The sequence below is a fragment of the Brevibacillus sp. JB24b genome, from assembly GCF_051713385.1.
GTDB classification, from domain to species: Bacteria; Bacillota; Bacilli; order Brevibacillales; family Brevibacillaceae; genus Brevibacillus_B; species Brevibacillus_B laterosporus.
The window spans coordinates 1,364,726-1,380,237 of record NZ_JBNVQV010000001.1; the positions used below are offsets into that span (position 1 = coordinate 1,364,726).

Consider the following 15,512-nt stretch of genomic DNA (forward strand, 5'->3'; position numbering starts at 1 on the left):
GGCGCAAGGCACGAACGTTTTTTCGTGCCTTGTTTTCTCAGATAGAGGAAGCAGAAATGAGTGAAGGAGGCCATCCCTTATGCTGATCCCTATGGTCGTAGAGCAAACTAACCGCGGAGAACGTGCGTACGATATTTATTCTCGTCTGTTAAAAGACCGTATCATATTTCTGGGAAGTGAGATTGATGATGAAATAGCAAATGCGGTAGTTGCGCAATTGTTATTCCTTGAATCTGAAGAGCCAGGAAAAGACATCAGCCTATACATAAATTCTCCAGGCGGTTCTGTAACCGCAGGCATGGCGATTTATGACACCATGCAATTTATCAAATCGGACGTTTCCACGATTTGCATCGGCATGGCGGCCAGCATGGGTGCGGTACTTTTGGCTGCAGGCGCGAAAGGTAAGCGCTTTGCGTTGCCAAACAGTGAAGTGATGATTCATCAACCGCTGGGTGGTGTTCGTGGTCAGGCGGAGGATATTCGTATTCACGCTGATTGGATTATCAAAACAAAGCGTCAATTAAATGAGATTTTGGCAGAAAGAACAGGTCAACCTTATGAAGTGATTGACCGCGATACAGATCGCGATAACTTCATGTCTGCTGAGGAAGCGAAAAACTACGGGTTAATTGACAGTGTGATCGAACGCGGTTAAGGGGCCATCCTGTGCTAGGCTGAAAAAATCATCGACGTGAGGTGAAAAACATGTTCAAATTTAATGACGATAAAGGTCAATTAAAGTGCTCTTTCTGCGGAAAGTCTCAAGAGCAGGTTCGCAAGCTTGTAGCTGGTCCTGGTGTTTACATTTGTGATGAGTGCATTGAGCTTTGCAATGAGATCGTGCAAGAAGAGCTAGGGACCGATGAAGAAATTGATATGAAGGAAATTCCAAAACCATTGGAAATCCGTAATATCTTGGATGATTATGTTATTGGACAAAATCAAGCTAAGAAATCCTTGGCTGTTGCTGTATATAATCACTACAAACGAATTAATTCTGGTGCGAAAATTGAGGACGTGGAATTATCTAAATCCAATATCGTACTAATTGGACCAACAGGTAGCGGTAAAACGTTATTAGCTCAAACGCTAGCTCGTATCCTGAATGTGCCATTCGCGATTGCTGATGCTACATCGCTAACCGAAGCTGGATATGTTGGGGAAGATGTTGAGAACATCTTACTGAAGCTTATCCAAGCTGCTGATTATGATGTAGAAAAAGCGGAGAAAGGGATTATCTATATTGACGAGATTGATAAAGTTGCTCGTAAATCTGAGAATCCTTCTATCACGCGTGATGTTTCAGGTGAGGGTGTACAACAGGCGTTGTTGAAAATCCTAGAGGGTACAGTAGCGAGTGTGCCACCTCAAGGTGGGCGTAAGCATCCTCATCAGGAGTTTATTCAAATCGATACCTCCAATATTTTGTTCATTTGCGGTGGTGCATTTGACGGCATCGAGCAAATTATCAAGCGTCGTATTGGTAAAAAGGTAATTGGTTTTGGTTCTGAAATGGTAGAAGGCGTGAAGTCCGACTTAAAACAAGGCGAATACCTGAAATATGTATTGCCTGAAGACCTGCTTAAATTCGGTTTAATACCGGAATTTGTAGGTCGATTGCCGGTACATGCAACGCTTGAACCATTAGATGAGGAGACATTGGTACGGATTTTGACAGAGCCAAAGAATGCTTTGATCAAACAATACCAAAAGCTACTTAGCCTAGATGGAGTAGAACTTGAGTTTACAGAAGGTGCTTTGACTCAAATCGCGAAAGAAGCGATTAAGCGTAACACTGGTGCTCGTGGTCTACGTGCAATTATTGAACAAATCATGTTGGATATGATGTATGAGCTTCCTTCTCGTGAGGACGTGGAGAAGTGCCTAATTACTGAGGAAGTGGTTACCGAAAAAGTGAAACCACAGCTAAAGAATAAAGAGGGCGACATTATCCAATCAGCGTAAAATAGACTTTCAACAATGTAGGCTAAGGCCTATTTGGAGAAAATCCTAATAAAAAGGTGCTTCGTTCTTTGGAACAGGCACCTTTTTTTGTGTCAAATTATAGTTTGTTCTATGCCAAGGATTCATGTGTGATACAGCTTCTGAGCAGAACAGTGAGGCAAAGAAAGGAAGTTTGTGCATAAGGGCTAACCTGATACAAAAAGGTTGTGTAACGATCCTGTTTACTCTCCCATGCACTAGGTAATACTACTTTTATATAGTTGGAGGTACTACCAGCATTACTTGGGAGGGTATAGAATTGGAATATACAACAGTCATTGTAGGGGCTATTGAGCTTGTCGTTGGGATCATTATTGGCATCTACTTTTTTAATTTGTTAAAGATGCAAAGAACAACAAAGGTTTCGACGGAAAAGGAATCCCGTAAAGAGGTAGATCATTTACGTAAAATGAAAATGGTCGCATTGACTGAGCCGTTGTCTGAGAAAACACGACCTAGTAAGTTAGAAGATATCGTTGGACAGCAGGATGGACTAAAAGCATTACGAGCAGCGTTATGTGGGCCTAATCCACAACATGTCATTATTTATGGACCACCGGGTGTAGGGAAGACAGCTGCTGCCCGTGTAGTGTTGGAAGCTGCTAAAAAAAGCTCACTTTCTCCCTTTAAGCTAGATGCTAAATTTGTGGAGATTGATGCGACTATTGCCAGGTTCGATGAACGTGGTATTGCTGACCCGCTAATTGGTTCGGTTCATGATCCGATTTACCAAGGAGCTGGGTCTATGGGGCAAGCTGGAATTCCACAACCTAAACCAGGTGCGGTCACCAAGGCACATGGAGGGATTTTATTTCTAGATGAAATAGGCGAGCTACATACGGTACAGATGAATAAACTGCTAAAAGTGTTGGAAGACCGAAAAGTAATGCTGGAGAGCGCTTATTACAGCGAGGAAAACAACCAGATACCTGCCCATATTCATGAGATTTTTCAATACGGACTGCCGGCGGATTTTCGCTTAGTTGGGGCTACAACACGTACACCAGAAGAAATCCCACCTGCTCTGCGTTCGCGTTGTTTAGAGATTTTTTTCCGTCCTCTACAGCCTAATGAGATTGGGAGTATTGTTGCAAATGCCATGAAAAAAATGCAAATTCAGGTAGAGAATGAGGCTATTGCTGTAATAGAACGTTATGCTACCAATGGACGAGAAGCAATTAATACCTTACAGATAGCTGCAGGAATATGTATGACAGAAGGACGCGAGGTTGTAACCACTCAAGACGTGGAATGGGTGGTTCATAGCAGTCAAAAATCGCCACGTCAAGAGAAACAGGTTCATGAGCAAGCACAAATTGGTGTTATTAACGGGCTAGCTGTCTATGGCCCTAACATGGGAACAGTGATGGAATTGGAGGTAACGGCCTCGCTAGCGCCCATTAAAGGTGCAGGTAGACTAACTCTGACTGGTTTAGTGGAAGAAGAGGAGTTAGGCAGTCCTAGCCGTACCATCCGTCGTAAATCTATGGCGAAAGGCTCCATTGATAATGTATTAACTGTTCTTCACCGCTTGGGTATTCAGCCATATGACTATGATTTACACATTAATTTTCCCGGTGGTGTGCCCGTGGATGGTCCTTCCGCAGGTTTGACGATCGCAATCGCTATCTATTCAGCTATCAAAGATAGACAAATTGACAATTTGTTGGCAGTTACAGGTGAGGTTAGCATACATGGAAAGGTAAAGCCAGTTGGCGGAGTAGTTGCTAAAGTAGAAGCAGCTCGTCAAGCAGGGGCTAAACGTGTTTTTATTCCAGCGGAGAACTGGCAGACGATCTTTGCGGATATGGAGGGAATTGAAGTAATCGCAATCCATCATGTAGAGGAGGCAATACGAATGGCGTTTGTAGACGAAGGCGCTTTAACTCAAGTTGATGAGACTGAGCAGACCGAAGAATCCTACTTACCGCCGTTTAGTGTACCTGTACAAGTGGAAGGGATTCAGTCAGGTGGTTTACCGTTGTAGCAGAAGAAGATAGATATGCTTGTTTTACACATAGGCTCCGTTCCTATCATGGTTAGACGGGGCCTATCTCTATCCTTTTTTTTCAATCAAAGTGTATAAAGGAGCCAGAAGCTTCTATGAAAGATTAGGAATTTTTGGGTATAATAAAAACTGCTCATCATCGAATATGGTACGAATGTTTCAATGAGAGGCGTGCAATGTAAGCAAATGCATGTGGTCATTAGACATTGGGTATCATTTTGCGATACAATGAGACGATACCGTCTTTCAGACATTATAAAAGAGAGATATCGTGGCCTTAGAAATGGGAGGTGCTTGGTCATGAGTGAACATACAGGATCCCGTGAAATACCACTGCTGCCGCTTCGTGGTTTATTGGTTTATCCAAGCATGGTGTTGCATTTGGATGTAGGACGTGAGAAATCCGTAAGAGCTCTTGAAAGAGCAATGGTAGATGATAATTATATTCTGCTTTCTACGCAAGAGGATGTGCAGGTGGAGGAACCGGATGCGGAACAAATTTATTCGGTAGGTACAGTTGCACGAGTGAAGCAGATGCTAAAGCTACCGAATGGAACGATTCGTGTATTAGTGGAAGGCTTAGAGCGTGCCTCTATTAACGAATATCTACAAAAAGATGATTACTACTATGTTTCGATTACATATTTACCGGAAACCAGGGAAAACGAAAATGAAATCGAAGCTATGGTACGAACTGTTTTACAGCAGTTCGAGCAGTATATCAAAATTTCTAAAAAAGTGTCTCCTGAGACGCTAAGCTCAGTTAGTGATATTGAAGAAGCCGGTCGTATGGCAGATGTCATTGCATCCCATCTACCGCTTAAGATGAAGGATAAGCAAGATGTATTAGAAGCAATAGATGTACATCGCCGCCTAGAAATTTTACTAAATATCTTAAACAATGAACGAGAAGTACTGGAGCTAGAACGACGTATTGGTCAACGAGTTAAGAAGCAAATGGAAAAAACGCAAAAGGAATATTACCTGCGTGAACAGATGAAGGCCATTCAAAAGGAACTAGGTGAACGTGACGGACGTAATGGGGAAATGGATGATTTGCGTGAGCAATTGGACCAATCTGATGCCCCGGAACGTATCAAGGTCAAGTTGGAGAAAGAACTCGATCGCTTAGATAAGATGCCAGCTACTTCTGCAGAAAGCAGTGTGGTCCGTACTTATATCGATACAATGCTCTCTTTGCCGTGGACGAAAAAGACAGAGGATAATCTGGATATTGCCCATGCCGAAGCGATTTTGGATGAAGACCACTATGGTCTTGAAAAACCAAAAGAGCGCATTTTGGAGTATCTTGCTGTGCAAAAATTAGTAAGTGAGATGAAAGGGCCGATTCTTTGCCTTGTAGGTCCTCCAGGTGTAGGTAAGACTTCGCTTGGTCGATCTATTGCAAGAGCGATGGGCCGGGAGTTTATCCGTATCTCACTTGGTGGTGTGCGTGATGAAGCTGAAATTCGTGGACACCGTCGTACCTATGTAGGGGCGATGCCGGGTCGAATCATTCAATCCATGCGTCAAGCGGGTACTGTTAATCCCGTAATTTTGCTTGATGAGATCGATAAGCTCGCTAGTGATTTCCGTGGAGATCCAGCGTCAGCATTATTGGAAGTGCTTGATCCGAATCAAAACGAAAAATTTAGTGATCATTATGTAGAAGAAGCCTATGATTTGTCCAATGTTATCTTTTTGACAACGGCAAATACGCTTCACACGATACCAAGACCATTGCTTGATCGGATGGAGACGATCGAAATTGCCGGCTATACCGAGTTGGAGAAGTTCCATATTATGCAAGATTATCTCCTTCCTAAAAATATAAAATCTCATGGAATTACAAAAGAGAAACTCCAAGTGGCTGATGAAGCCATGATGAAGGTGATTCGTCAGTATACACGGGAGGCAGGGGTACGTAACCTGAACCGTGAAGCGGCAAATCTATGCCGTAAAGCGGCTAAAATCATTGTTAGTGGAGAGAAAAAGCGTGTCGTCATAACACCGAAGACCTTGGAAAACCTGCTTGGAAAACCACGATTCCGCTATGGTCTAGCAGAGAAGGAAGACCAGGTGGGGTCTGTTACTGGATTAGCCTGGACCCAGGTGGGTGGAGATACCTTAAACGTTGAAGTAAGTGTTTATCCAGGTAAAGGGACCTTGACATTAACAGGACAATTAGGCGATGTTATGAAGGAGTCAGCGCAAGCGGCCCTTAGCTATATTCGTTCTCGTGCTAGTCAATGGGACATTACACAAGATTTCTTGGAGAAAAATGATATTCATATTCACGTACCAGAAGGAGCAATTCCAAAAGATGGCCCTTCCGCAGGGATTACGATGGCAACGGCCTTGTTATCGGCCATGACAAATATTCCTGTGCGTAAAGAAGTGGGTATGACAGGTGAGATTACATTACGTGGCCGTGTATTGCCGATTGGTGGTTTGAAGGAAAAAGTACTTTCTGCCCATCGTGCCGGCTTAACTACCATTATCTTGCCAATTGAAAACGAGAAAGACTTAGAAGATATTCCAGACAGTGTGAAAAATGATATGACGTTCCATCCTGTAGAACACATGGATGACGTGATTAAATATGCTCTCGTGCAAGAGAAAATGGTGAAAAAGAAATGAAGATTACTTCAGCAGAATTTATTATCAGTGCCGTAGGACCTCAACAATACCCGAAGGATCGCCTGCCAGAGATTGCTCTGGTGGGTCGTTCCAATGTGGGAAAATCGTCTTTAATCAATAAAATGCTAAGTCGTAAAGCAATTGCTCGGACAAGCTCACGTCCCGGAAAAACACAGACACTTAACTATTTTAAAGTAAATAATCAAATGTACTTTGTGGATTTTCCTGGTTATGGATATGCGAAGGTTTCCAAATCCATTAAGTCAACCTGGGGCGGTATGATTGATGCTTACTTGAGTCAACGAGAGGAGCTTAAATTTGTTGTTCAGTTAGTGGACATTCGTCATGCTCCTTCTAAAGACGACGTTAGTATGTATGAATATTGTAAGGAGCTTGGAATCCCTACCATTGTGGTAGCAACCAAAGGAGATAAAATTTCTCGCGGTAGATGGTTACAACATTTAAAAGTAATTCGCCAAACTTTGAATTTCCAGTCAACGGATTCACTTATTGTTTTCTCGACGGAAATGGGACAAGGTAGGGATGAATTATGGGGAGAAATTTTACGTAGACTAAAAGGTAAGCAGGAATCGCCGGAGGAATCCACTCATATACTGGAAGGTCATGAGTAAATACATCAAGCTACGTTAGTGAGACACAGCAGCTTAGATAGACAAACAGCTTCCCGAGGAGGAGAAAGGATGTCTTCACGAGGATTTGCATTACGGGGACTTATTGAAGGATTTTATGGTAAGCCGTGGTCGCATGAAGAACGGATTGATATGTTGCGTTTTATCAGTCAGCATGGCTTTAATGCCTATTTTTATGCGCCCAAAGATGATGCGATCCTGCGGGATGATTGGCAGATGCATCATTCTCCCGCCCAAATGCGTCTCATTTCGGAGCTGATTACAGAGGCACATTCGGTTGGATGTGCCTTTTACTATTGTCTCAGCCCGGGGATGAGTATGCAGTATGCCAACTCTAAACATGTAGATAGATTGATAGAAAAGTACGAGAACCTTCTTACTTGCGGTGTGACGAAATTTGCCCTGTTGTTTGACGATATTCCACAAGAATTAATGCACAAAAGTGACATAGAAACATTCGTCCATTTAGCAGAGGCACATGTACAGGTTACCCTTATGGTCTGGAACAAGTTAAAAGAGAATGGTAGGGATGACATCCATCTCGTGGTATGTCCTACGGTTTATCATGGGAGAGGTGATGAAGCGTATATTACTTATATGGGGCAACATTTACCAAAGGAAATTGATCTATTTTGGACGGGAAGGTTTGTCTGCTCTCCTTATTTGACAGAAGCAGACTCTCAATACTTTTTTGAACAGACAAGACACTATCCGTTTTATTGGGATAATTATCCGGTCAATGACCTGGCGATGGCGAGCGAGCTACACATTGGTCCTTTGCAAAATAGGGATGCTACTCTTTATCGTTTTGCTACTGGGTATGTAGCTAATGCAATGGAATATCCTGAGAGCTCCAAAATTCCTATCATTACGGTCGGAGAGTATCTAACTCATCCGGATTCCTATGATCCTGAGGAAGCCTTTCAGCGCGCAGTTAAAGAGATAGTAGGGCCTGAAGACTTTCATGCATTTCTTTTGTTTGCCGATCATGTGCGTGCATCGTTTTTATGTGACGAGGAAGCGCCGCAATTACTGGAAAAATTACATCAGTTTCGCTACCACTTTTTTCACGGTGATCAACAGAAAGCTGTAAAAATCTTGGAGCATACCTTTTCACATATGGAGAGTTCTGCTCAGCACCTATTGAACGGAATGCAAAATGAGAGGTTATATAAAGAAATAAAAGGATGGCTCAAAAAATATGCATACTGGGCTAAATTGGGTAAGACAGCAACTCGTTTAATTGATGCTGGTCGGAAGGGACAAACGATCCGTGCCGTCTTTTATTTTTTACGAATGAGACGAAGATTACGGCAAGCAGAGAAGCTTCCTGAGAAGGTAAGTAGCAATGTAATGCGGTTAATGGTAGAAGCACTTAGCTTGGAAGTGCGCAATTATCGGACATGGAAACGACGCGTATAGGGTAGGAAGCAAAATCAAACAGGCACCTTTCTAATACCAAGGAAGATGTCTGTTTGATTTTTTAACTGAAAATAGCTAGTTCTAAGGGCTGGGAAACTAAGCGGATATTTTTGCTTTTAGATTGCGTAGCCATAATAGAATAGGGAGTTCTGAGTACAGCATACCACTAAGGATAAAAGCACAGCCGATCAATTGTTTGATCGTCAACACCTCGTGGATCCATAGATAGGAGGTGAATGCCGCAAAAACTGGCTCTAAGGAAAAGATAAGTGCCACATGCGTTGGAGAGGTTTCCTTTTGAAAGGAAGTTTGCACTAAAAACGCAAGGGCAGTAGCAGGGATCGCAGTGATAAATAGCGCCCATAGAACCTCAGGATGTCCTATGATCATAGGATCATATACGGCTTGCCAGTCTTCTTTGAGAAGGGCGTAGCACATACTCAAAAATGAAACAGTGAACAATTGAATGATAACTAAGGGAATCGTAGGGAATCGGGGTGAATACCGTCCAGTTAACACAATCTGCATCGCAAAGCAAATGGCGCAGCAAAGCACTAAAAAATCGCCAAATGTAAGAGAAAGACTACCATTCATCGTTAACAAATAGAGCCCAATCACGGCCATGCAGACGCCCACAAGAGCAGAGGTTTTCACTTTATGCTTGAGAACAACAAGAGAGAGTAGTGGCACAAGCACAACGGATAGACCTGTAATAAAACCTGCTTTTGATGGTGAGGTATACAAGAGCCCCACTGTTTGAGTTGCATACCCAACAAACAACCAGAAGCCTAGAAATCCACCGCTGAGTATTAAAGAAAAGTTACATGTTTGCCAAGCCTTTGGATTTCGAATAAAGTAGATAAGGGCTAAGAATAACGAAGCGCTAAAAAATCGGACAGCATTAAACGTATTGGGAGGAAGCATATGAACAGCATTCTGAACGACCACAAAGGTTGCTCCCCAGATAAAAACGATACATAACAATAAAAAGTCAACCATAAATGCTTTTTTCACTGTACTACCTCGTTTCTAGAAGATGTGTTGGCCGATTTTAATCTATATCACTCATTATAAGAGTTGATAAGCAGGGAAGGAAGGAGTTTTTTGATAGTTCCGAAAGAAGCATGAACAAGTAAAAAAGAGACAAACTAAGTGAGTAAAAATCTGGATAAAATAACAAAAACGACAAATGTTAATTAATGGAAAATGATGTGAAATACTGAAAGTAATTTGTCGAACCAGTGAATAGCACATTTGACAAGGTTTTTTGGATAACTTTAATGAAAATTTCACATTTTAAACTACTTGCTTACGGACATAATGTTATAATAAAGAAGCTAAAATCCGTATTTGAATGACACGGGAGGAAGGCTATGGAAATCTTACTGCTCGGCCTAAATTATAAGACAGCGCCTGTCGAAATTCGTGAAAAATTCACGTTTAATGACGACAGTACGCCGAGAGCACTTCATATTCTATCTCATACCAAAAGCATTCTAGAATGTATAATTGTAGGAACCTGTAACCGGACTGAGATCTATGTGGTTTGCGATCAATTGCATACCGGTAGATTCTATACACGGAATTTTCTTGCAGAATGGTTTGGCGTAGAGAAAGAGTCGCTTCTCGATTATATGTATGTAAAGGAAAATGACGAAGCGATTGAACATTTGTACCGTGTAACCTGTGGACTTGATTCCATGGTGATGGGAGAGACACAGATTATTGGTCAAATTCGCAACGCTTTTCTCCTAGCACAACAACATGAGACTACTGGAACCATTTTTAATACACTTTTTAAACAGGCTGTAACCCTTGCAAAACGCGCTCATACAGAGACTTCTGTTGGCCAAAATGCTGTTTCCATCAGCTATGCGGCGATTGAACTTGGCAAAAAAATTTTTGGAAGCTTTGCTGATAAACATGTACTGATCTTGGGTGCAGGTAAGATGAGCTTGTTAACAGCCAAGCATTTGCACGCAAACGGAGTGGCTCATGTTACAGTCGCAAACCGTACGTTAGAACGTGCACAGACCTTAGCTGAACAGTTCCGAGGTGAAGCCTGTACCATGGAGGATCTGCCCCAGAAGCTGGCTAAAGCAGACATCGTCATCAGCTCGACGGGAGCAACCGGCTTTGTGTTAACAAAAGCACAATTAAAGCCGATTATGAAGCAGCGTCCTCATAAGCCATTGTTTATGATTGATATCGCCGTGCCGCGTGATCTTGATCCTGATATTCATGGGCTAGAAAATGTTTTCTTATATGATATAGATGATCTGGAGGGTATCGTTCAGAGCAATTTAGCTGAGCGTTCCAAGGAAGCAGAGCGTATTGAACTCATGATTGAAGAAGAGAAGCAGGAGTTCATAAACTGGAAACAGACGCTAGGCGTTGTACCACTAATTGCGGCATTGCGAGAAAAAGCATTTTCCATTCACGGAGAAGCAATCCGCAAAATTGAAAACAAATTGCCTCATTTAGATGAAAAGGAAATGCATATTATTCGTAAACATACAAGGGGAATTATTTCTCAATTATTACATGACCCAATTGTTCAACTGAAGGAGTTGACCGTCCAAAAGAAAGGAGAAGAGGTACTCGATATCTTTTCTACTATTTTTGCTTTGGATGAAAGATTGGAAGGAAAAAAACAGGAAGCATTATGGGAACAACAAAAGCGTGAAAGCTTAAGACGTGAAAAAGCTGTATCATTACAATCACGGGAACAGCGTTTTTAGCAAGAAGAGAGGGAGAAGCTCCTTTCTTCTTGCTCCGCCTGTTTTCACAGGCAATTGAGAAAATAGGCGTGATATAGATAATAGGGAAAGGTGAGCGTGTATGGCAAATGCAAGATGGCTCTATGACTTGACCATCTTTCTCTATGCAGCGGGTGTACTTTGTTACTTCAATGATTTTTTGCAGAGTAACCGGCGAATGAAGCAAATTGCGCTAGGACTACTCTCGATTGTCTGGGTGTTACAAACAATCTTTTTCGTTTACCAAGTGATAGTAAAGTCATATTTGCCCGTTGTAACATTTTTTGAAACCTTAGTTTTTTATTCCTGGGTACTGGTGACCCTTTCTCTGATCATTCATGCTGTAGCTCGCATTGATTTCTTACTCTTTTTTACTAATGTGATCGGGTTTGGAGTTCTCACCTTATCCATGTTCTTTTCAGAGCCAGCAACTCTGCAACATAGCGGGGTTATCTCTGATTTTATTTTTATTCATGTGACAATCGCTATTATTAGCTATGCATTATTGGCAGTGTCCATGATATTCTCAGGTATGTATCTAGTGAACCTACATATGCTGAAGCAAAAAAAATGGACACCACTTTGGCAACGACTCCCCAGTTTGGAGAAATTGGATGCGTTTTCTTTTAAGTTAAACATTTTTGGTGTGCCGCTATTACTGTTGTCGGTCATTTTAGGCAGTATTTGGGCACAGTTGATTTTTTCGCATGGATTCTGGATGGATGCAAAAGTGTGTATGTCTATCATTGTTCTGATCTTATATAGTGTGCTGTTATATCAAAGGGTTCGGAATCAATGGTTGGGAAAAGTGGCGGCTTGGATAAACATCATCGCATTTGTATGTTTATTGCTTAATTTTTTGCTGATTGATCCCTACTCGCAATTTCATCAATGGTCGTAGAGAGGTGGGGCAGATGAATCCGCATTATCCGATTCATGTTAAAATGGAAGGAATGCTCTGTGCAGTTATTGGTGGTGGAGAAGTAGCCCAACGTAAGGTAGGTTCTCTACTAGAGTGTGGGGCAAAAATCACCGTTATTTCTCCTGAGATAACGCCATTGTTAGCTGAGTGGAACGAGCAGGGTAAGATCAATTGGAAACGTGAGCTGTATCAGGGACAGGATCTAAGTCCGTATTTTTTTATCGTAGCTGCGACCAATCATCGACAAGTTAACTATTCGGTATATGAACAAGCTAAAAGAACGAAATCGTTTATAAATATTACAGACCGACCAGACTTATGTAATTACATTGTTCCCTCTACGGTAAAGCGAGGGAGGCTAGTTATTTCTGTATCTACCTCGGGTGCAAGCCCCAGTTTGGCAAGTAAACTACGCAGAAGGCTTGAGCGAGAATTTGGCCAGGAATATGAGGGCTATGTTGACTTTTTAGCTCAGATGAGGCTAAAGGTTTTACAAGAGGTTAAAGATGCCACCGTACGCAAACAAATCTTTCAAGAGTTGCTTGATGATAGATATGTAGAGGCGCCTTCCCTGCAAAGAGAGCAGATGGCAGATGCTTTACTACAACAGGTGAAACAAAGAGAGCAATAATTAGGGAGGCAGACATGAAAGAGTGGAAAGTTGGATCGCGTAAAAGCTTGCTGGCACTTACCCAAACAAAATGGGTGCTGGCTCGTTTGCGTGAAATAGACCCTGCATCACGTTTTAGCATCACAGAGATTGTTACAAAGGGAGATCGCATTCTGGATGTTACACTTTCCAAAGTGGGCGGTAAAGGTCTGTTTGTTAAAGAAATCGAACAATCCCTGTTGGAAGAACAAACTGATATGGCTGTCCATAGTTTAAAAGATATGCCTGCTGTCTTACCTGAAGGTTTGACGATCGGTGCAATTCCGAAAAGGGAGGACCCAAGGGATGTACTGATTTCCAAGGACGGTAAGACACTAGATGAACTAAAGGAAGGTGCGGTGGTAGGAACGAGCAGTTTGCGTCGTTCTTCCCAATTGCTACATTATCGACCTGACCTAATTATTAAACCCATTCGGGGAAATATTGATACGCGAATCCGCAAGCTGCAAGAAGAGGATTTTGATGCGATTATTCTGGCTGCTGCAGGCCTTAAACGTGTGGAATGGAAGGGTACGATCACGCAGTATCTCGATCCGAAAATCAGCCTTCCTGCGGTTGGTCAGGGGGCGCTTGCTATTGAGTGCCGTACACATGATGCTGAAATGATGTCACTTTTACAACGGTTTGATCATCTGGAGACCCGTTATGCGGTCGAGGCGGAGCGAGCTTTTCTCCACAAGATGGAGGGGAGCTGCCAAGTACCGATTGGTGCTTATGCGGAAGTACAGCTAGACTCCGAACAGAAACCTTCCATTAGCATTACAGGAATGGTTGGGTCTCCTGATGGAAGCCAAATGTTTAAAGCAACATTGACTGGAGACGATCCTCAAGCATTGGGTGAAAATTTGGCAGATGAGCTGCTCCGTCAAGGGGCGCGAGAAGTGCTTGCTAAAGTATTGGAGGAGAATCGCCAATGAACAAAGGGAAAGTTTTTTTAGTAGGTGCTGGGCCTGGTGACCCTAAGTTAATTACGGTGCGTGGATTGGAAACGATTCAAATGGCTGATTGCATCGTGTATGATCGCTTGGCGAGTCCACGGTTGTTAGCTCATGCAAAACCGGACGTAGAGCTAATATATTGTGGAAAACTGCCTGACCGTCATACCTTAACCCAAGAAGAAATCAATCAGGTATTAGTCGATAAAGCATTAGAAGGGAAAGTCGTTACTCGCCTAAAAGGTGGGGACCCTTCTATTTTTGGTCGTGTTGGTGAAGAGGCTGAAGAGTTAGCTAAGCACGATATTTTATTTGAAATTGTGCCAGGCATCACTTCAGGGATTGCTGCTCCGGCCTATGCAGGCATCCCGGTGACTCATCGAGATTTTAATTCCTCTTTAGCGATAGTGACAGGACATGAGCGTCCAGAGAAAACAGAATCAAGTATTAACTGGGAAAAATTAGCTACGGCTGTCGGCACGCTCATCTTTTATATGGGAGTAGGCAATCTACCCTATATTACGGAACAATTAATGAAGAATGGTCGTTCTCCAAAAACACCGGTCGCTTTGGTGCGCTGGGGGACTTTAGTAGAGCAGGAAACCTTGGTTGGTACCTTGGAAGACATTGTAGAGAAGCGTGAGCAAGCGGGCTTAACGAATCCTTCTATTATTGTGGTTGGTGAAGTGGTACAGCTTCGTGAAAAACTACAATGGTTTGAGAAGAAACCGTTGTTTGGGAAGCGTGTACTCGTGACGCGTGCTAGAAGTCAGGCTAGCGAACTATCGAATCAAATCAATGAATTGGGCGGGGAGGCATATGAATTCCCGTTGATAAAAATGGTTGAGCCACAAGCCCTACCACAATTGGATACCGCACTTCAACAGCTATCAGAGTATGACTGGGTTATGTTTACTAGCCCAAATGGGGTTCAATTCTTCTTTAAGCGCCTGCGTGAACTAAAGATTGACATTCGTACCCTAACCGGTAAGATTGCGGCAGTTGGTCCAAAAACGGCCTCCATGCTAGAAGAAAGAGGCTTGACGGTAGACGTCTTACCCGGCGAATTTCTTGCAGAAGGCTTGGTAGAGTCCCTTAAGGATGAATTACAACCAGGCTCTAAAGTGCTGCTTCCACGTGCCGATATAGCGCGCGAAACCTTACCAAGAGAGCTGAGAACTCTCGGCATGGAAGTGACGGAAGTAGATACCTATGATACAGTTATAGATGCACAGAACGTTGGAGAAACAGTTTCTCTGTTGGAAGAAAAGGCGATACAGATCATTACATTTACCAGCTCCTCCACGGTTAAAAACTTTGTGGAAGCGCTGAAGGAATACGATCTTACCCAATTACTTCAAGGTGTGCAGATTGCTTGCATCGGACCGATTACAGCGGATACGGCAAGACAAGCAGGACTGCAAGTGGATATCATGGCAAGTGAATATACTATTGAAGGACTCGTAAATGCACTAATTACCACGTAAAAGGGGAAGTAG

Annotated in this window: 12 protein-coding genes; 11 read left to right on the forward strand and 1 reads right to left on the reverse strand. The window is 42.7% G+C overall.

From position 1 onward, the window contains the following. Positions 1-79: 79 nt before the first annotated feature. The 6 genes from clpP to ACQV1I_RS06710 all read left to right on the forward strand — a co-directional run bounded on the left by clpP (position 80) and on the right by ACQV1I_RS06710 (position 8,727). Positions 80-658 carry an ATP-dependent Clp endopeptidase proteolytic subunit ClpP gene (clpP, locus tag ACQV1I_RS06685; RefSeq protein ID WP_018672784.1) on the forward strand — a complete coding sequence of 193 codons (579 nt, stop codon included), beginning with the start codon at positions 80-82 and terminating at the stop codon, positions 656-658. Between the two features lie 50 nt (positions 659-708). Beyond that, on the forward strand, positions 709-1,968 hold the full coding sequence (gene clpX / locus ACQV1I_RS06690; RefSeq protein WP_064017814.1) for an ATP-dependent protease ATP-binding subunit ClpX: 1,260 nt from the start codon (positions 709-711) through the stop codon (positions 1,966-1,968). Between the two features lie 298 nt (positions 1,969-2,266). Next, positions 2,267-3,994: an ATP-dependent protease LonB gene (gene lonB / locus ACQV1I_RS06695; RefSeq protein ID WP_094701287.1), complete on the forward strand. Its 1,728-nt coding sequence runs from the start codon at positions 2,267-2,269 to the stop codon at positions 3,992-3,994. 321 nt (positions 3,995-4,315) lie between these two features. Next, positions 4,316-6,655 carry an endopeptidase La gene (gene lon / locus ACQV1I_RS06700; RefSeq protein ID WP_094701288.1) on the forward strand — a complete coding sequence of 780 codons (2,340 nt, stop codon included), beginning with the start codon at positions 4,316-4,318 and terminating at the stop codon, positions 6,653-6,655. Beyond that, on the forward strand, positions 6,652-7,287 hold the full coding sequence (yihA, locus tag ACQV1I_RS06705) for a ribosome biogenesis GTP-binding protein YihA/YsxC (RefSeq protein ID WP_104030582.1): 636 nt from the start codon (positions 6,652-6,654) through the stop codon (positions 7,285-7,287). The genes lon and yihA overlap by 4 nt, the downstream gene beginning before the upstream one ends. Positions 7,288-7,356: 69 nt before the next feature. Further along, complete coding sequence (locus tag ACQV1I_RS06710; RefSeq protein ID WP_116333162.1) at positions 7,357-8,727, forward strand: protein O-GlcNAcase; 1,371 nt, start codon at positions 7,357-7,359, stop codon at positions 8,725-8,727. 96 nt (positions 8,728-8,823) lie between these two features. On the opposite strand, the gene ACQV1I_RS06715 is transcribed toward ACQV1I_RS06710, so the two are convergent. Next, positions 8,824-9,741, reverse strand: a complete 918-nt coding sequence (locus ACQV1I_RS06715; protein WP_328588821.1) for a DMT family transporter — start codon at positions 9,739-9,741, stop codon at positions 8,824-8,826. A 359-nt stretch (positions 9,742-10,100) separates the two neighbouring features. Between ACQV1I_RS06715 and hemA the strand changes: the two genes are divergently transcribed. The 5 genes from hemA (at position 10,101) to cobA (ending at position 15,500) form a co-directional block, all read left to right on the forward strand. Continuing rightward, the gene (hemA, locus tag ACQV1I_RS06720) at positions 10,101-11,468 is read left to right on the forward strand and encodes a glutamyl-tRNA reductase (protein WP_018672777.1); all 1,368 of its coding nucleotides are present in this window, start codon (positions 10,101-10,103) and stop codon (positions 11,466-11,468) included. A gap of 100 nt (positions 11,469-11,568) precedes the next feature. Continuing rightward, positions 11,569-12,387: a cytochrome C assembly family protein gene (locus ACQV1I_RS06725; RefSeq protein WP_116333163.1), complete on the forward strand. Its 819-nt coding sequence runs from the start codon at positions 11,569-11,571 to the stop codon at positions 12,385-12,387. A gap of 13 nt (positions 12,388-12,400) precedes the next feature. Further along, entirely contained in the window at positions 12,401-13,039 is a 639-nt protein-coding gene (locus ACQV1I_RS06730; protein ID WP_094701292.1) for a precorrin-2 dehydrogenase/sirohydrochlorin ferrochelatase family protein, read from the forward strand. Positions 13,040-13,053: 14 nt separating this feature from the next. Continuing rightward, positions 13,054-13,995, forward strand: coding sequence for a hydroxymethylbilane synthase (hemC, locus tag ACQV1I_RS06735; protein ID WP_116333164.1), 942 nt, complete (start codon positions 13,054-13,056; stop codon positions 13,993-13,995). Continuing rightward, positions 13,992-15,500 carry a uroporphyrinogen-III C-methyltransferase gene (gene cobA, locus ACQV1I_RS06740; RefSeq protein WP_197261742.1) on the forward strand — a complete coding sequence of 503 codons (1,509 nt, stop codon included), beginning with the start codon at positions 13,992-13,994 and terminating at the stop codon, positions 15,498-15,500. The genes hemC and cobA overlap by 4 nt, the downstream gene beginning before the upstream one ends. The last annotated feature ends 12 nt before the right edge of the window (positions 15,501-15,512 follow it).

What these genes read in the sequence shown, in the direction of transcription:
- clpP (WP_018672784.1), top strand. Translation starts at nt 80, where the DNA reads ATGCTGATCCCTATGGTCGTAGAGCAAACTAACCGCGGAGAACGTGCG.
- cobA (WP_197261742.1), top strand. Translation starts at nt 13,992, where the DNA reads ATGAACAAAGGGAAAGTTTTTTTAGTAGGTGCTGGGCCTGGTGACCCT.
- lon (WP_094701288.1), top strand. Translation starts at nt 4,316, where the DNA reads ATGAGTGAACATACAGGATCCCGTGAAATACCACTGCTGCCGCTTCGT.
- ACQV1I_RS06710 (WP_116333162.1), top strand. Translation starts at nt 7,357, where the DNA reads ATGTCTTCACGAGGATTTGCATTACGGGGACTTATTGAAGGATTTTAT.
- yihA (WP_104030582.1), top strand. Translation starts at nt 6,652, where the DNA reads ATGAAGATTACTTCAGCAGAATTTATTATCAGTGCCGTAGGACCTCAA.
- ACQV1I_RS06730 (WP_094701292.1), top strand. Translation starts at nt 12,401, where the DNA reads ATGAATCCGCATTATCCGATTCATGTTAAAATGGAAGGAATGCTCTGT.
- clpX (WP_064017814.1), top strand. Translation starts at nt 709, where the DNA reads ATGTTCAAATTTAATGACGATAAAGGTCAATTAAAGTGCTCTTTCTGC.
- hemC (WP_116333164.1), top strand. Translation starts at nt 13,054, where the DNA reads ATGAAAGAGTGGAAAGTTGGATCGCGTAAAAGCTTGCTGGCACTTACC.
- hemA (WP_018672777.1), top strand. Translation starts at nt 10,101, where the DNA reads ATGGAAATCTTACTGCTCGGCCTAAATTATAAGACAGCGCCTGTCGAA.
- ACQV1I_RS06725 (WP_116333163.1), top strand. Translation starts at nt 11,569, where the DNA reads ATGGCAAATGCAAGATGGCTCTATGACTTGACCATCTTTCTCTATGCA.